Below are 17,367 nucleotides of genomic sequence, written 5' to 3' on the forward strand. Positions count from 1 at the left end.
AATAAGTTCTCCCTTGTTATTTTAGTTTTTCTTTTAGTTCTGCTGGCAGTTCATTTTCATTCAACATATAAATCTGAGGAGTATCTACTTGGTCTTTGTAATAAAAAGCAACAAGATAATCTCCCGTGTCTCGTAAGTTCGCATGTTGAAGAAGTGTTTCTACCTGCTGGTTGTTTTTTACTTTAATTGCTTTCTCATCCTTCATTAGAGATGTAAACTCTTCTTGAAGACGATAATCGTTTTTAAGATGAGAAGAATTTTTAAACACTTCGGTTTTTTCTACGTCCTTTGGCATGAGACGAGCACGTTCATATAAACCCTCTTTTTTCAGCCATGCTTCTACTTCGCTATAAGACTTATCCCAAGATGCAGTTTGTACATACTGTCCTTTTCCATCCATAAACTCAATTGAAGCCCAGCTTTCTTTTGTGCTGTACATTTCATCAAACGTTTCGTTCATCATCGACTGTTTGACTACGTGTATAAGTTCTTGTACTTTATCTGGATTTGTAATGTTGATTGAATTTGACTTTCCTTGAACAGAAAAACTCACGCTTTTAATTTTATCCGTGTTTTTTGTTCGTAAAAGCGGATGGAAATTTTCTTTGTATTCTTTTGTTTCTGCAATTTCTTTATAAAAAGCTTTATAGTCTGAAAATGGAATAAAGTATTCTCGGACCATTTGTTTTCCATTTTTTAATTTATAAGCAAATACAGCCATTTTACCGTTTCTGCTTTCTATTTCACTTTGTTTATCAGGATCCAGCTTCTTATCTTTAGATGCTGTAATTTGTTTTTGCAGCTGACGAACACTCTGAATCGTTTCTTTACTTGTATAGTAATATGGAGCTTCATAATAGCCATTCATTCCATTTGCATAGTTTTCAGGTTTATCAGTCAATGGATATATATCTTCATCGAAATATACACTTTCAATCTCTGAAGCTGCCGGTACTTTAGTAGAGTAGCCAAATACATCTAAATGAATGATAAAGCCCACAATAGCTGCGGCTATAACAAAGCCTAGATACCCTTTCCATTTCGTAAAGATCCGCCACGTTTTATTTAAGATAATTTGAGCAACTATATAACCTATTAATGAACCAATAATATAGCCCACGACCATCCATGAAAATTCACCTTTCATGCTAATAAAGTAAAATCCGCCTAACATGAGTGAACAAGCGGTTACTCCGTATACGAATACCGGTTTTAACCAGCTAACTGAAATGGTTTGCGTAGCAGCTTCTACTTTTCTTTTTTGGTAGGTGATTAAAGCAATGATGTAAAATAAGACAATGAGTCCAATATAAACAAATGCACTAGTAGAAAAGCTTTTATGAGCTACCATTTGCGCTACGTGTGAAAACGGAACAAGGCTGTCAACATTTTTGTTCACGTAATAGTCATACGCATAACCGTACCAGTAAAACTTTACATTAGATATAGCTAAATAAGAGATTCCGCCAGGTAGAAGAAATAGAACATATAAAAAGATTCCTTGGAGGACAGACATTCCGGTGAACATTCCCGCTAAAACAGTTCCAGTCAGCACAAATAAGTTAATTAAAATACTGTAACCGACCCAGCTTAGAACATCTCTTGTTGTATAAACATCCTCAACGGTTAAAACTCCTTTAACGGCAAAAGTAACGACTCCCGTAATTAAAATAGGAACAACTAAAACCAACGCGCCCAGAAGCATATTTTGATGAAACAGCGTAGAACGCTTAATTGGTAAACTATGAATATAGTCAGCCGCAACCTTCGTTTGGATATATCTAAATAGAAAAATACCAAGTAACACTGGTACAACAAACATAAACACAAATTCCAGCCCATCCAATACGTTAAATAGCGTATCTGGTTTTTCTATATAAGGCTCTACCTTTCCTGTGAAAGTGAAAATCAGTTGTAAAGGTAAAGCGAACAGCAGTACTAGCAAGTATACAAGCCCAATCCATCCCACGTTTCTCATGGATTGAATCCACATGCCGCGGTTAAACGATGATGTTTTCGATTGCATAACCCACATCCCCCATTTCATAAATAAAGATTTCTTCCAGCGTAAGTGGCAAGATGTCAAAAATTAAAGGCTTATACGATCGGACTTTGTTGACTAAGTGATTTTCTTTTCCTCGAACAATACAAAGCAAGACGCTTCCTCGTTTTTCTTGATATAAAATGTCTAGCGTGTCATAAAGCGCTAGCGGCACATCTCCTTCGAATGCAACTTGAATTTTGTGCACATCAGACTTTAAATCATCCAGCTCTTTTTCAATTAATAATTGACCGTGATGCAAGATGCCTACATGATCACACAGATCTTCCACTTCTCGCAGGTTATGTGACGAAATTAAAATCGTCATTTCCCGTTCTGCCACGTCTTGAACAAGAAGGTTTTTGATTTTTTGACGCATTACCGCATCTAAACCGTCGAGCGGCTCATCTAAGATAAGTACATCAGGCATAGCAGACAGCGCTAACCAAAATCCTACTTGACGCTGCATTCCCTTGGACATTCTATGTACCTTTTTATGTAATTGAATTGGGAAAGCTTCTTTTAATTTTTGGAACCGTTCTTCGTTCCAAGTCGGATAGACGCTTCTATAAAAAGACGCTAATTGCTTAATCGTTGTTTGAGGGAAAAAATAAAGAGAATCTGGCATAAAAATAATACGTTCTTTTAAACCAACGTTTTCGAATACTTCCTCGCCGTCTATGGCAATCTTTCCGTGATCCTGCTTGTAAATACCTGCAATGATTTTTAATAGCGTTGTTTTCCCTGCCCCGTTGGAGCCAAGCAGTCCGTAAATAGATCCTTTTTTTATAGAAAGCGTGACGTCTCTTAGAGCTTCCATTTCTTCAAACTCTTTTTTTATCGCCTTCAGTTCAATCACTATCGCTTCCTCCTTTTACTGCTTTTTCAGCCTGTGAAATAAGTGATAGAATTTCATCTTTGTCCATTCCTAAATACATAGCTTCTGCCAACAGCTTTACTAATTCTTCTTTCATCTTTTTCACCTTCTCGTTATTTAGTGTATCAACTTGAGGCGTTACAAAACTTCCTTTGCCTGGAACTGAATAAATATAGTTTTGATGTTCTAGTTCACGATACGCTTTTTGAATTGTATTTGGATTAATCGTTAATTCTTTTGCTAACAGCCGAACAGATGGAAGCTTTTGATCGGCCTTAAAGACTTCATGAATAATAAGCTCTTTCAATTTATCTACTAATTGCTCGTATATCGGCTTACGACTACGAATATCTAAATCGAACATAGTCTGCCTCCCTTCATCTACCCAAAATCATGATGTGTGTACTAGGTGTATTAACTGTATTACTTATCGCATTACAGTTAATATTATAGTATGTTTTCTGGAAAAAACAAGTACTTTTTTTACTTTTGTTACAAATAGATGACAAAAAAGTGTTTAATAGCTTTATAGATGAAACAAAAATAACTGTAAACAAATTGCGCAGGCTGCCTTCGTTGCAAGCTAACATACTCCTTTAAGTCAACACCTTGTTTTACTTTTCTTAACCAAGTGCCTCTAGTTATTACCATAATAATGTTTTATAATGTTTATAATTAATTTTTTTAATATAAAAGGAGCCATACTCTATGTACTATGATGCGTTAAAGACGTTTGTTTCTGTTGTAGAAGAGCAAAGCTTTACAAAAGCTGCAGAAAAATTAATGATTTCACAGCCAAGCGTAAGCGTACACATCAAAAATCTCGAAAAAGAATTTCAAACTTCCCTGTTCCTGCGTTCACCTAAAATGTTAAAAATCACACCCAGCGGCGAAATTTTATACGATCGTGCTAAACAAATGATTCAAATATATGAGCATACGAAACGAGATATTTATGAACACCATCACCGTGTCAAAGGAATGCTAACGATTGGCGCCAGCTTTACAATTGGCGAATATATTCTTCCTTCTTTTTTAGCAAAGCTTCGTGAACAATATCCTGATATTGATGTAGAAGTGACGATCGGCAATACAAAGGAAATTGCTCAGCTTGTTCGTCATTTCAAAGTGGATGTAGGGCTTATTGAAGGTCACACGGAAGAGTCCGACTTACATATTCAATCCTTTATGGACGATGAGCTTGCCATCGTTGCTTCAGTCGATCACCCTTTGGCTCAGCTTAAAAAAGTAGAAATTGATGATTTACAAAATCAGCGGTGGGTAGCGCGTGAAAAAGGCTCTGGAACAAGAGAATATTTAGATCACGTTCTAATGTCCAACGGTTTAAAAATGAAAAGCATGCTAACGATCAGCAGCAATCAAGGAATTAAAGAAGCGATTGTTCACGATTTAGGAATGTCTGTACTCTCGCTTTGTGCTATTAAAGAGGATGTAGAACAAAAGCACCTGTCGATTCTCAATGTTAACACCGCTCCTTTTAAGCGCCGTTTTTCTTATATCTATCCTGCTAACAGCGCTCATAAAAAAGTAGCGGAGCTTTTTATCCAGCTTTTAAACTAGGTAATGAAATTAAGACATAACTAAATTACTTCAATCTAAAGACTAAAGTAGCTAGTATAAATTACTTGCGACACCGCAGTTGATTTCCGTGCAAGACTTCGCTTCCGCTCCTGCGGGGTCTCACCTGTTCCGCTTTTCCGCAGGAGTCTCCGTCTTGCCCTCCAATCAGCTGCTAAAAGGAACGAAACAGATGAAACTATGTTCACCATAACAAAAAAAACGAACCACTAATCAAACATGTTGATCAATGGTTCGTTTTTCACTTGGGCTAAAATCCTTTTGTACCGGCCTCTTTTTTTAAATCAATAGCTATATGTCTTTACATTTTCTTAGTGAACGTGCGTCTGCTGAGCCGGCATTTTTGATAAACGAACAGCTAAGAAAAAGGCTGTTGTAAGAAACACACCAATTAGAGCAATCACACCTTTCCAGCCGTACGCGCTCCAGCATAAGCCAGCCGCAGTCCCTCCAATGCTCGATCCTGCATAATAAAAAAACAAATACAAAGACGAAGCCTGCGCTTTGTCATGCGTTGCTCTTCTTCCTACCCAGCTGCTTGCGATGGAGTGACTTCCGAAAAAGCCAAACGTCAGCAGCAAAAGCCCGGTAATTTTTATCCATAAAACGGGATGCAGCGTAACGATTGAACCTATAAGCGTAACAGCAATCGTACATAACAGCACCTTTTTCCGGCCGTATCGATCCGCCAGCGTCCCCATCCAGACTGAGCTGAATACTCCAACAAAGAAAATAACAAAAATAAAACTTACAAGTGTATGATTCCAAGAATACGGAGGAGCAGATAAAGCGTATCCAATATAATTGTATAAAGCTACATTACTTCCAAGCAGTGCAAAACCAATAGCAAAAAGACAAAGCATCCCTTTATCTTGAAGATGACTGCGAAGAGAGCCGGTAAGCTGACGAAGTTCAAATGACCGAGAAGTAAAGTTCTGTGAATCAGGCAAGTTCATAAAAAAAACAAATGTGGCCAATAAGCTGATTGCGCTTACAACATCAAGAGCTACAGACCAGTTAAAATACTCCGTGAGCACTCCTGTCATAAGTCTTCCCGCTACGCCTCCAAAGGCGTTTCCGCTTATATAAATCCCCATCGCTTTCCCTAAACTTCCGGGTTCAATTTCTTCTCCTAAGTAAGCCATGGCCACAGAAGGCAACCCTGCTAACACGATTCCTTGAATAACGCGAAAAACTAACAGCGTTTCAAAGGTAGAGCTAAATGCTGTCATGATACATAGCAATGACGCAAAAATTAACGATAGGCCCATCAGTTTCTTTCGTCCCCACACTTCCGATAAAGAACCTAAAAAAAGCATACTAACCGCAAGCGTGATGGTCGTTAACGAAAGAGATAAACTCGCAAACGCCGGAGATATCCCAAATTCTCTAGAAAATTCAGGTAAAATGGCCTGTGTACAATATAAAATTGAAAATGTGTTGAAGCCTGCTGCAAAAAGCGCAACATTTGTTTTGCGAAAAGCCGATGTTCCAATTACGGTATAACTCACAGTTGGTCACTTCCTTTTTTCTCTAAAAAAAGCATATCACGGTTTTTTTATTCTGTATAATTCATTATGTAAATCGTTTTCATGCATTTCGGTAATGAGTAAAATGACAATAGGAATGGACAACAGCCTGAGTATTTTCAAACGACTGTATGCAAGACTGCTATGCTTTCTTGTTTTACACACAAAAAAAGTCGAGCCAATTTTTCATGGCTCAACTTTTTAATTCAATACATAAGATGCTAATACTTTTTGCACGTCGTAAATGCTTTTATCTTTACGAAATTCTTTTGAAATTGGCGCGCTAGAACCAGATACCCAAATATTTAATTCGGCATCTAAATCGAACGTTCCAGCCGTTTCTACGCTAAAATGGGTAATCGTCTTATAAGGAATGGAATGATAATCTGTTTTCTTTCCCGTCACTCCTTGTTTATCAACGATAATTAAACGTTTCGTCGTAAACACCATTAAATCGCGAATGACTTTATACGCTTGTTCCACTCGCTCGTTGGCAATTAAAATGTTTTGTAAATCTTTTTCAGTTCCTCTTATATCTGCTTCTGATGCACTTCCTAATAGTCCATCTAATATACCCATGCTTATCACTCCTTTCTATCTACACTACCGCATTTTGTTCTGTCTGGAAACCCAAAACGTTTTTTTAATGAATTAATTTACTTTCACGCGCTTTTTTTGTTAATTTTGCACTCGTTTTACTAAGAGGCTTGTGAAGAAAAATGCCAACGAGCAGCACGCCAAGCCAAATGCAAAGAAGAACGGTAACATCTTTTCTTACAATATCCGCTAACATGCCTCCTACAACTTCTCTCATCATGCTTATTGCATACGTAAATGGTAAAAACGGATTGAGTGCTTGGAAAAAAGCAGGCACGACTTGAATCGGAAATGTACCGCCTGCAGCAGAAAGCTGAAGCACAAGCAAAACAATCGCCATCGCTTTTCCTGCATTGCCAAATATCGCAACAAGCGTATAGACAATAGTCATAAACACGAAGCTGCACAGCAAGCCTAAAAAGATAAAAGGCACTTTGTCTACGACGTACGTTTTGATTAAAAATAAATCGCCTAGCGTCACAATAAAAGCTTGCACAAGAGCAATAGACAAAAACGTTAAAAGTCTTCCAAGATAGACTTCATAGCTTTTGAACCGCTCTTCATCAGCTACTTCTACGCTTAAAATTGAAACTAACAGCAAAGCCCCGACCCACAAGCAAAGCGTTGTATAAAACGGTGACATAGCCGACCCGTAGTTCGGAATAGGATAAAGTCTTTCTTCTTTTAAAAGAACCGGCTTAGCAAAAAAATCACTTTCTTTTTGCACATCGTTTTTTAACAAATTAATAATATCTTCAATGTTTTCTTTTCGCTGAAATTCGCGTATTTTATCCGCTATATTGTGCACGTTTTGTTCAATTCGCGGAAAGTCTTTTGTTATTTTCGCAAGCTCCTGCTGTCCGAGCAAAATGCCACTCGCTGTTTTAGACAGCACGTTCGAAACATCCGGCATGCTTTTATTGGCTTCATCAAGCAGTGCGTTTGCGCTTGCTGTTTTATCTTTCGCTTCTTTGATAGCTTGTTCAATAGTCGGCACAATCGTAGAAGAATACGAATTCGTTAACGTATTTAATTTAGAAACAGCTTGGTCGGTGCGAGAACTGAATTTCTCAAGCACACTTGGATCTGGTGCATCTCCATTTTTTGTTTGCTGCTGCAAGTCGTTTACATCCGACAGCTGCTGCTGTAAAAGCGTATGTACACTTTTTATTTGATTAATAACCGGTGAAAGAACGTTCCCTTGAGACACCGCATTTAAATCCGTAAGAAGGGTAAGGATCTCTCCTGTGTCAGCAACTTGTTTTGTTAACTGCAATTTCAGCTGTTCTGCTGCTGTGCTGACTTCAGCCGGCGCAATATCTTTTTCCATAAGCTGATTCTTCAAATCTTGAACTCCGAGAGCTCGTTGTTGAACACGGTGCAGCGTTTCACTGATCGTTGGCTCAGCGTTTTTTAACACTTCATCGCTTTTAGTTAAAAAAGTGTTTAGCTGCTGAGTCATCTGTGCGCCATCAGCTGTTAATCTCTCTACTTCAGGAAGAGCGACCTGAGCTTTCGATACAATAGCTCCAGCTTTTTGAGTGGTGTCATTCGCTTCATTAATTACTTTTTTAATTTCAGGAAGACGATTTTCAAGCTCAAAAATCCGTTGTTCAACTTGTTGAATGGTCGGTAAATCCCGCTGCAGGGTAATACCGAGTTCGTTAAAAACAGAAAAAATGGCTCCATTCGCTGTTTTGACGAATTTTTCACTAATCTGTTGTGTTAAGCTGCTGGCCCCTTTGCTTGTAATTTTAGGCGCTACGGCATTTATTTTTTCGTTTACTTTGTAAAGAATGACCGGCTTTTCCAAACGATCTTGAAGAACGGTACCAAGCTTTTGTGAAAAATCTTTTGGAATAACAATACTTGCATAATAGTCTCCGTGCTTTACTCCGTGATCAGCTTTTTCTTTGGAGACAAACGTCCATCCAAGCGTTTTATTTTTCTTTAACGTTGCAATAATATCTTTTCCCACGTTTACGTGCTGCCCTCTTATCGTAGAACCTTCGTCTTCGCTCGTTACTGCAATGGCAATACCTTCAGTCCGCCCGTATGGATCCCAAGATGCTTTTATATTAAACCATGCGTAAAAAGACGGCAGAATCATAAGCGTCAGCACAATGATAATCATCGCCCAATTGGTAAAAATCCTTTTTAAGTCACGCGTATAAATATAAACAGTATTTTTCATATGTCCCACCCAGTTTTATTATTACAAGTTAGCTTATCCATGTTCGAAGAAACATATTTCTGATACTATAGAAAAAGTTAGATATGGTTTTAGTAGAAAGGATGATGAACATGACAGAAAGACTTTATTATAGCAATCCCTACATAAAAACGTGGGAAACAGAAGTGACAGAGACGCGCGCTCTTTCAACTGGCTACGCATTAACGTTAAAACAAACCGCTTTTTATCCAGAAGGCGGCGGACAGCCTTCTGACTACGGTACTATTGCCGGAATCGACGTAAAAGATGTTTACGAAGAAAATGGAGAAGTCTATCATCTCGTTGATACACTGCCTGCACAAACGAACGTCACGTGTGAAATTGATTGGCACCGCCGCTTTGATCATATGCAGCAGCATAGCGGACAGCACTTACTTTCGTCTCTATTAATCGATACATATGATATTCACACCGTTAGCTTTCACTTAGGAAGCGAAGCAGTCTCTATCGATTTAAATGTACCTCAGTTATCTCATGAGCAGCTATTACACATTGAAAAAGTTGTAAACAATGCTATTTACAGCAACCGCCCCATTAAAACGTACGAAGTGAAAAAGGAAGACTTACATACTCTTGCGCTTCGCAAAGTGCCCGAGCTAGAAGACGAAGTGGTACGCATCGTAGAAATTGAAGGCATTGATGTTTCTGCCTGCTGCGGTACTCATGTGAACCAAATTGGAGAGCTTGGCCTTATTAAACTTACGAAAACAGAAAAGCAGCGCGGCAATACACGCCTCTTTTTTAAATGCGGTATGCGTGCATTAGCTGATTATCAGCAGTCTCAAGAAATCGTAGCAAAACTTAGCAATAAATTCAGTACAAGCCGTGAATTAGTTATAGAACGCATTAAAAAATTGGAGACTGAACAAAAAGAGCTGCAAAAACAACTAGAAGAATTTAAAAATGAAAATGCAGCTTATTTAGCAAATGAATTAGAAGCCAAAAAAGAAGGATCATTTCTGTACCATCACTTTGAAAACCGCACATTAAAAGATGTGCAAGCTTTGACAAAGCAGCTTCTTCAAACGCCTGATACAACGCTTCTTTTTGCTTTTTCAAGTGATCAAAAAGTCTTACTGGCTCACAGCGGCAGTGAGGTAAAATGCGGAGAACTTTATAAAGAGCTGCTTCCGCTTTACGATGGAAAAGGCGGCGGCGGACCAAAACAAGTTCAAGCCAGCTTTTCATCTTCTGAAAATATGAACGCATTTCTTAGCGCAGTAAAAGAAAAAATAACTGGAGCATAACAAAAAGCCTGTCTTTAAAAAGACAGGCTTTTTCAACACAATCAGCTTACTAAATAGCCAATTAATAACCCAATTGATAAAGTAAATCCAAAAAACGTATTTGTTTGAGCAGTTGCTTTCATTGCAATAAGCTCTCCGCGTACAAATGCTTGTACGGCTTGAATTGGCTTAGGTGCACTAAGAAACACTAAGAAAATCCAAGGGCTAATATCGAAAAATACCACTAATGCAACGGTCCAAATATACGCAATGCCGAACAAAGCAGCTAAAAATCTAATCGCATTTTTAGAACCTAATAAAATAGCTAGCGTACGTCGTCCTCCTTTTGTATCTTCTTCTATATCACGAATGTTGTTAGACAAATTAATCGCGCCTACTAAAATCGCAATCGGAAGTGATACAAAGATGCTTTCAGACGTTACGGTATTCGTTTGAATAAAAAATGAAATCAACACGAACATCGCGCCCATGCACAGACCTGAAAACAATTCTCCAAACGGCGTGTATGCAATTGGAAGTGGTCCGCCTGTATACAAATAACCAATCGCCATACCTACTAATCCAACTAAAGCAAGCCACCAGCTGCTGTTTGCACATATATATACGCCTAAAATAAGAGCAATTCCATAAGAAATCAGTGCTAAATTTAATACCGTTTTCGGCTTCATTCCGTGTCTGACGATGGCTCCTCCAATTCCTACGGAGTCTTCTGTGTCTAACCCGCGTTTAAAATCATAGTACTCGTTAAATAAGTTCGTCGCAATTTGAATCCACAAACATGAAAAAAGCATCGCTAGGAACATCCAAACGTTCACATGGCCATAAAACATAGCTAGAACTGTTCCAATCAAAACGGGTACAAACGATGCCGTTAACGTATGAGGACGGGTTAATTGCCACAAAATTTTCCCTTTACTGTACTGCTCGACTGCAGCTTTGTTTTCTTTGTTATGACTTGTCATCATCCTCTTCCCTTCTATTACGAACCGTATCTCTATTTAAAAGTGCTGCTTTTAACATAATGAATGATAGCAAACTTACTCTAAGACAATACACGTCCGCCCAACAAAAAAATCACGGAATCCTTTAAAATATAAGTTCCATCTTATATCATAATAATTTATTGCTCTTTTTACAAGATGACCGCTTATACATTTCCGCCTTTTTTCTGCAAAAATCTGCTTTGACGCAGAAATTCGCAGAAAAAAGATTAAAAGCCTTTATGAAAAATGAGATTGAGACATAACTACATCAATACCATCTAAAGATGAACAAATAGTCTACATGAACTGGACTGCTTAGTATACTGCTGTTGATTTCCGTGCAAGGCTTCGCTTTCCTCGGGCGGCCGCTGAGTCTCCTCGTCGCTTACGCTCCTGCGGGGTCTCACCTGTTCCGCTTTTCCCGCAGGAGTCTTTGCCTTGCCCTCCAATCAACTGCTAGAAGGAACGAAACACATGAAAGCTACCTTCACAATAAAAAAAGCCAAACGAATTGGATTCTCAATCGAGAATCGAACTCGTTCGGATCTTCCTTTAACTAACATACGTTCATACAAGCCTCTTTTTTTATCACTACATCTTAGTAATTAAAATCGTCGTCCCCATGTCTTCTGCGGAACCTTTTATGAAAACACGAATCGCATATCGCATGATCATGATTCCAAGGAAGGTCTTTAGAACACGCACTGCACGTTCTTTTAAATTTTTTCATATCTTTTCTTAATACGTTATGGATTTTATCTGTAAGCTCTTCTCGGACACGCTCCCAGTAAATAGCTTCCGGTCTTCTATCCATTCGATATAAAAATAAAAGATGCAGGCCAATCGCCTTATAAGATAGCTCTAATTTTTCCAGTGAACCTTCTATTATCCTTGGTTCAGGTAATTCTTCTCTGTTAACAATTGCATTCATGCTAGCCACCCACTGCTTTTTCAAAGAGCTTTCTTTTGCTGAAAACGGCAGCTGCAAGTAACCATATAAATCAACAATGGGCATTTTCGCCTCAATCAGCGTGTCTTTCACTTCCTCATAAAGCTCACGTTCTTGTGCCAGGTTTGATTTTTGTGTACCTTTTGGATTTTTAAATTTAGCCCACATGTCAAAAAACGTTCCGAGGTCATGATGATATTCTTTAAATCTTCTGAGCATATCTGAAGTAGGCGCAATTGAAAATTTGCTGATTTGCTCGTCTGCTGAAAATAACAGTTCTCTCATTTGCTTGGCATCTTTAGCGAATGCAACTTCTCCCACATTATAGAGACCCTTTCTTCCAGCACGACCTGCAATTTGCTTTAACTCTTGAGAAGTCAACAACCTCCGTTTTTGCCCATCAAATTTCATGTTTTCTAAAAGCACAATTCGTCTAATTGGAAGGTTTAACCCCATTCCAATTGCATCTGTAGACACAATGACAGTTGTTTCTCTATTAATGAACTGCTCAATTTGTTTTCTTCTTGTTTCAGGCGGCATACTTCCATAAATCACGCTCACTTTGTGACCATCTTTTTCTAGCTTAGCTGCTGTCTGGAGCACCTTTTTACGCGAGAAAACAATTAAAGCATCTGCGGGTTTCACTTGTTCAATTTTGAAATTTCGAAGATCTACTTTTAAAGGTATATCTCTTTCGTACTCATAAATTTCTGAGATTACACCGTCTAACATCTCTTCTAACATACTTCGAATGCTTAAACTCCCGATCACATGAACTTGTTTGGCATTAGCTCGGGTGATGGCTTTATACCATGAAAACCCCCGATCTCGGTCTTGAATCATCTGTGCTTCATCAATTACCGTTACATCGCCATGTTCTAATTCGCTAAACATTTCTACGGTACCGGCCATATGCTGAGCGTCTTCAACAATCTTTTCTTCTTCACCTGTTTTTAACGAACAAGCAACTCCGTCTTTGTTCAGCTTTTCAAAGACTTCTAAAGCTAACAGGCGAAGCGGCGCTAAGTAACTACCCGAAGCAGCTTTTTTTAATGACTTTAATGCCGTATACGTTTTTCCTGTGTTTGTATCACCGAGATGAAGAATGTATTCCGTTTCTTTTCTTGGATCCATTTCGTATTCTGCACCAAAAATATAATTTAACTGTCGATGTTCTTCTTCAATCAGCTTTTTCTTTTCTTCACGTTCACGTTCTTGTTGTAATCGTCTTTCTTCCAGCTGCTGTGCATATCGCTCTTTATGCTCTTCGATCGTCAAGTTGTGATCTGAAACTTCTAGTACATCAGAAAGCTTTTCTTCTACGAGCATTTTTTTATATTCATAGACCAAATCTGATAAATTACTTCTGAGTGCTTTTATAATATCCATTCGTGTTACCGAAGCATTTGTATAAGATTTATATTCTTCTTTAAATGAAGCAGGAACGTCATCCATAATCATAGTTGGAATGATTTCATAAATTTTATCCGTGATAAATACCTCGTATACATCTTCATACGTTTCAAACAAGATGATCGTTGAATACCTGTCTAATTCTGAGCTTACGTTCCCGGTGAGCTCTTGAAAAAAGTCATGAACCGTTTCATAATCATGACGTGTTAAATCACCGTTTTCTATTAATTCATCTTCAAGCTCAGTATGCGGCGCATAGTTTTCAATATACTTTGAGTTTGTTTCAATGTCTTTTGATAGCTGATGTGAAAGCTGTTCTCTTATATGTAGGTAATACAGCTCTTTGTTTACTTCCAAAATAGGAGCTGCTTCTAAATTTAACTGTAATTGATACCTAGCTTTTCGATCATTAATACTTTGCTGTCTTTCTTTCTCTTTTCTTTCTTCTTCTTTTTTGGCAAATTCAACTCTTGCTTCTCCGTATAGAGATAGCCACTCTGCTTTATTACCCTTTCCGTACTGCTTTTCTAACCAAGAAAAAGCATCAAATTCTATACCTTTTCTCGTTTCTTTAGCAAATAACTTATCGATAGCTTGAGGTTTATATCCTTTTATCTCAAAGCCTCTTTCTGTTAAATACGATCTTCTGTTTTTCTTAGATACAGAAGAAACAACTATTTTTCTCCACGCAGTCCCCCAGGCTTTTTTAATAAAAGAGTGCCTGTCTGTTAAATACGTCTCTAAATCCGGACATTCGTCTTGTTCACCTAATACGCTTTTTATATCCTGTAGTAATGTATGCTTAGTTTTTTCAATGGCCCTGCCTTGAATAGCCTCTAATTCGAGCATAAAATTCTCCTTTGGAAAGTTTTCCTACATTTATTATAGAAAAGACCCCTTATAGAATCAAATACATTGTTACCACTTTATTTGAAGCTAGATTAAGAACTTCTCCTCCCCATGCTTTTGCTTATTTCTCACCTATTTTCAAGACAAAAAGCTCCTTTAAACAGGAGCTTTTGATGTATTTTAGATAATTCAGTCTTTTTTAAATATCTATCAAGCATTTCTGTCGATTCCCTTTGAGTAAAGGATGGAGAGCTGTGAAAGCTTGGTGAACGATACGTGTAAAACACCTGTAAATAAAAAAGCTAAGATTGTTGCACCTGTGGCTAGCGGGTGAACGTACGTAAAATAGTAGGCAAATACAGCCCCCACTACGTATGATAGATACACATGAAGGTTAAATCCTTTTGTATACCAATATATTTTATTTTCCTTATCTAAAATAGCTGAAATGTCATAGTGTTTTCGGCGAATGATATAGTAATCAACAAGAACAATCGCAATAATAGGAATAAATAAGACGCCGATCATAAGCAAAAAGCTTTGAAAATTTGTCATTAACCACTCTTTTAATAAAGAACCTAGGACTGTGACAACTCCCATCGTTAGTGCTGGTATCCAAAAGCGCTGCTTTGGGAAAATAGACAAATAAGACATTGTTGCGCTATATAGTACCATTACGTTGGTTGACAACACCGATAAAAAAATGACGATGGCTGCTACTAATCCCAACAGCGGGCTATATGCACCAATTAAATTTACCGGGTCATACGTTTGCGTCATATTTCCGAGAATTGAAAAGCCGGAAACCGTTGCGCCTAATCCCATCGCAATCAAAGTCGCAACGTTATACCCTAAATATGTTCCCGCAATTCCCGTTTTTTCAGATTTACAGTTTCGGTTATAATCGCAAACAATAGGAATCCACGTAAAAGCTGTAGCTACTACAATATCAAAAGCTAACATTCCTGTAATACCAGGATTTTCGCTTGCTTTCATTTGAATTAATTTTGCTGCATCAAATTCGATAAACAAATAGCTAAACACAACGGTTGCTAAAATGACCATAAGCGTAGCTACTAATTTTTCCGTTGCTTCAATGCCTTTGTGTCCGTATATAGAAATAGCTACTACTAGTACTTGAGTAAGAATTGTAAATAGATTGATATTGCTGTAACCGGTCAAAAAGGTGACCGCATGATTTAAACTTAGCCCTGCCATGTAGGCTTGAATCCATGCCCATCCTATTAATGTAATAAGATTAACAGCAGCAGGAAGCATAGCCCCTCTTTGTCCAAAAGCAGGTCTCATCAAAACCATGGTTGGAAGACCGGTTCGAGTTCCCATATTCCCCATCAGCACGAGCGGTATGGCACCGACTAAAGAGCCAAGCACAATCACAAATAATGCCTTTAAAAAGGTCATATCGGGTACAAACAGCATTCCGGTAAAAACGGTCGTTACTACCACATTGGCTCCTATCCACATGGAAAATGTAGAGAAGAAGCCCATACTTCTTTTATTCATTGCAATCGGCTGCACATCATCATGGGCGAGACCACTTTTTGTTGTCATTCCTTTTCCACCTTTCACTTTTATTGATACCAATTGGCTCGAGCTAACTTGGAATTTGTATTCACATGTTTTATTTCAGTAAAAGCAGCTAATCCTGATGGACCTAGCTCCCGGCCAATGCCGCTTTCTTTAAAACCGCCCCAAGCCGTTTCAATATGAGGCGTATGGTAGCCGTTGATCCAAATCGTTCCCGCTTGAAGCTGTTCAGCAACTCGCTCTGCTTTCTCTACATCATTCGTTAAAATCCCTGCAGCTAAACCAAATCTCGTGCCGTTGGCAAGTGCTATGGCTTCTTCTTCACTTGAAAAAGATTGAACGGTAATGACGGGACCAAATATTTCTTCTTGGACGACTTTCATATGCTGCTCCACGTCAACGAGCACCGCTGGCGTTATATAGTTTCCACCTTCGCAGTCAATTAACGTTCCTCCTGTTAATAAATTCGCACCTTCTTCTTGACCTAGCTTAATAAAACTCTGTATTTTATTCAGATGCTCCTTGCTAATAACCGGACCCATCTCCGTTTCTTCTCTTAACGGATTACCAATTTTTATAGCAGCAACAGCCTCCGTAAGATCAGAAAGAAACGAGTTATAAATAGATTCGTGTACGAGTATACGCGATGAAGCTACACACACTTGTCCTTGGTTAAAAAATGAGCCAAACATTGTCCAGTCTACTGCAATATCAATTTCGCTATCTTCAAAAATAAGAAGCGGAGATTTCCCTCCCAGTTCAAGCGAAACTCTTTTCATCTCTTTTGCGCACTGCTGATAAATACGTTTGCCTGTTTTTGATCCTCCTGTAAAAGAGACTTTGGCTACGTCTTTGTGTTCAACAAGGGCACTTCCCACTTCACCGTCTCCTGTAAGTAAATTAAGCACGCCTTCTGGTATACCAGCTTTTTTATATAGTGAAGCTAACTTTAAAAAAGAAAGCGGGGTTAATTCTGACGGCTTAAACACCACCGTATTTCCAGCTGCTAAGGCAGGAGCCAGCTTCCACATACCAAGCAGCAAAGGGAAATTCCAAGGAACAATTAGCGCGCATACGCCAATAGGTTCTTGAATGATTTTACTGCTTGTGTCGTCGAACATGTTCTTTGTCCACGGCTGATTTTCTTCTATTAAATTTGCGTAATATCTTAAACAATTAATTGTATCTTCGATATCTAACTGCGCTTCTTTTATCGGTTTGCCAGTATTTAATGTTTCTGTTTCAGCGAATATACTCGCTTGTTTTTCTAATAAGTCTGCTAGTTTCGTAAGCACCTCTACACGCAGTGATTTATTTTTCTTCCATTCACTTTGTTCAAAAGCCTGCTTTGCTTTACCTACCGCTTCCTCTACTTGTTGAAGCGACGAATCAAACACTTCCGCTATAATCTTATTGGTCGCTGGGTTGATTATTTCTCTTTTACATGGTTTTGCTTGTTTCTTATCTATTTTTACATTTACTTGCCCGTTCATAGTCAAACA

14 protein-coding genes are annotated in these 17,367 nt (G+C 38.3%); 2 read left to right on the forward strand and 12 right to left on the reverse strand.

Features of this window, described 5'->3' with window-relative positions:
* Positions 1-16 precede the first annotated feature (16 nt).
* From WKH56_RS17285 to WKH56_RS17295, 3 genes are read right to left on the reverse strand one after another with little or no spacing between them, the layout of a single operon-like run.
* A complete protein-coding gene (locus WKH56_RS17285) occupies positions 17-2,026 on the reverse strand; it encodes a DUF6449 domain-containing protein (RefSeq protein ID WP_275211137.1) in 2,010 nt (669 codons plus the stop codon).
* The gene (locus tag WKH56_RS17290) at positions 2,001-2,900 is read right to left on the reverse strand and encodes an ABC transporter ATP-binding protein (protein WP_028413411.1); all 900 of its coding nucleotides are present in this window, start codon (positions 2,898-2,900) and stop codon (positions 2,001-2,003) included. The genes WKH56_RS17285 and WKH56_RS17290 overlap by 26 nt, the downstream gene beginning before the upstream one ends.
* The gene (locus WKH56_RS17295) at positions 2,893-3,282 is read right to left on the reverse strand and encodes a GntR family transcriptional regulator (protein ID WP_013083081.1); all 390 of its coding nucleotides are present in this window, start codon (positions 3,280-3,282) and stop codon (positions 2,893-2,895) included. Before WKH56_RS17295 ends, WKH56_RS17290 begins: the two co-directional genes overlap by 8 nt.
* Before the next feature lie 344 nt (positions 3,283-3,626).
* Between WKH56_RS17295 and WKH56_RS17300 the strand changes: the two genes are divergently transcribed.
* Entirely contained in the window at positions 3,627-4,499 is an 873-nt protein-coding gene (locus WKH56_RS17300) for a selenium metabolism-associated LysR family transcriptional regulator (RefSeq protein ID WP_013083080.1), read from the forward strand.
* 35 nt (positions 4,500-4,534) lie between these two features.
* Here the strand turns inward: WKH56_RS17300 and WKH56_RS17305 are convergent, their stop codons facing one another.
* From WKH56_RS17305 to WKH56_RS17320, 4 genes are all read right to left on the reverse strand, one after another.
* Positions 4,535-4,708, reverse strand: a complete 174-nt coding sequence (locus tag WKH56_RS17305) for a hypothetical protein (RefSeq protein ID WP_342836142.1) — start codon at positions 4,706-4,708, stop codon at positions 4,535-4,537.
* 120 nt (positions 4,709-4,828) lie between these two features.
* Positions 4,829-6,028 (reverse strand): MFS transporter, encoded by a 1,200-nt coding sequence (locus tag WKH56_RS17310; RefSeq protein WP_047751009.1) that lies wholly within the window; start codon positions 6,026-6,028, stop codon positions 4,829-4,831.
* A 219-nt stretch (positions 6,029-6,247) separates the two neighbouring features.
* Complete coding sequence (locus tag WKH56_RS17315; RefSeq protein ID WP_310884438.1) at positions 6,248-6,625, reverse strand: PH domain-containing protein; 378 nt, start codon at positions 6,623-6,625, stop codon at positions 6,248-6,250.
* A gap of 64 nt (positions 6,626-6,689) precedes the next feature.
* On the reverse strand, positions 6,690-8,837 hold the full coding sequence (locus tag WKH56_RS17320; RefSeq protein WP_310884437.1) for a YhgE/Pip domain-containing protein: 2,148 nt from the start codon (positions 8,835-8,837) through the stop codon (positions 6,690-6,692).
* 110 nt (positions 8,838-8,947) lie between these two features.
* On the opposite strand from WKH56_RS17320, the gene WKH56_RS17325 reads away from it, so the two are divergent.
* On the forward strand, positions 8,948-10,123 hold the full coding sequence (locus WKH56_RS17325; protein ID WP_310884436.1) for an alanyl-tRNA editing protein: 1,176 nt from the start codon (positions 8,948-8,950) through the stop codon (positions 10,121-10,123).
* Positions 10,124-10,164: 41 nt separating this feature from the next.
* On the opposite strand, the gene WKH56_RS17330 is transcribed toward WKH56_RS17325, so the two are convergent.
* The 5 genes from WKH56_RS17330 to WKH56_RS17350 all read right to left on the reverse strand — a co-directional run bounded on the left by WKH56_RS17330 (position 10,165) and on the right by WKH56_RS17350 (position 17,358).
* Positions 10,165-11,085, reverse strand: a complete 921-nt coding sequence (locus tag WKH56_RS17330) for a 1,4-dihydroxy-2-naphthoate polyprenyltransferase (protein ID WP_025752322.1) — start codon at positions 11,083-11,085, stop codon at positions 10,165-10,167.
* Between the two features lie 336 nt (positions 11,086-11,421).
* Complete coding sequence (locus tag WKH56_RS17335; protein ID WP_310884538.1) at positions 11,422-11,559, reverse strand: hypothetical protein; 138 nt, start codon at positions 11,557-11,559, stop codon at positions 11,422-11,424.
* Between the two features lie 145 nt (positions 11,560-11,704).
* A complete protein-coding gene (locus WKH56_RS17340; protein WP_310884435.1) occupies positions 11,705-14,317 on the reverse strand; it encodes a helicase-related protein in 2,613 nt (870 codons plus the stop codon).
* A gap of 210 nt (positions 14,318-14,527) precedes the next feature.
* Entirely contained in the window at positions 14,528-15,889 is a 1,362-nt protein-coding gene (locus tag WKH56_RS17345) for a purine-cytosine permease family protein (RefSeq protein WP_310884434.1), read from the reverse strand.
* A 20-nt stretch (positions 15,890-15,909) separates the two neighbouring features.
* A complete protein-coding gene (locus WKH56_RS17350; protein ID WP_310884433.1) occupies positions 15,910-17,358 on the reverse strand; it encodes an aldehyde dehydrogenase family protein in 1,449 nt (482 codons plus the stop codon).
* Positions 17,359-17,367: the final 9 nt, after the last annotated feature.

The sequence above is a fragment of the Priestia sp. SB1 genome, assembly GCF_038898415.1.

Bases quoted from the DNA above. Each gene is read 5' to 3' on its own strand.
- WKH56_RS17285 (WP_275211137.1), bottom strand. From the start codon at position 2,026: ATGCAATCGAAAACATCATCGTTTAACCGCGGCATGTGGATTCAATCC.
- WKH56_RS17295 (WP_013083081.1), bottom strand. From the start codon at position 3,282: ATGTTCGATTTAGATATTCGTAGTCGTAAGCCGATATACGAGCAATTA.
- WKH56_RS17300 (WP_013083080.1), top strand. From the start codon at position 3,627: ATGTACTATGATGCGTTAAAGACGTTTGTTTCTGTTGTAGAAGAGCAA.
- WKH56_RS17305 (WP_342836142.1), bottom strand. From the start codon at position 4,708: ATGGTGAACATAGTTTCATCTGTTTCGTTCCTTTTAGCAGCTGATTGG.
- WKH56_RS17315 (WP_310884438.1), bottom strand. From the start codon at position 6,625: ATGGGTATATTAGATGGACTATTAGGAAGTGCATCAGAAGCAGATATA.
- WKH56_RS17320 (WP_310884437.1), bottom strand. From the start codon at position 8,837: ATGAAAAATACTGTTTATATTTATACGCGTGACTTAAAAAGGATTTTT.
- WKH56_RS17325 (WP_310884436.1), top strand. From the start codon at position 8,948: ATGACAGAAAGACTTTATTATAGCAATCCCTACATAAAAACGTGGGAA.
- WKH56_RS17330 (WP_025752322.1), bottom strand. From the start codon at position 11,085: ATGACAAGTCATAACAAAGAAAACAAAGCTGCAGTCGAGCAGTACAGT.
- WKH56_RS17340 (WP_310884435.1), bottom strand. From the start codon at position 14,317: ATGCTCGAATTAGAGGCTATTCAAGGCAGGGCCATTGAAAAAACTAAG.
- WKH56_RS17345 (WP_310884434.1), bottom strand. From the start codon at position 15,889: ATGACAACAAAAAGTGGTCTCGCCCATGATGATGTGCAGCCGATTGCA.
- WKH56_RS17350 (WP_310884433.1), bottom strand. From the start codon at position 17,358: ATGAACGGGCAAGTAAATGTAAAAATAGATAAGAAACAAGCAAAACCA.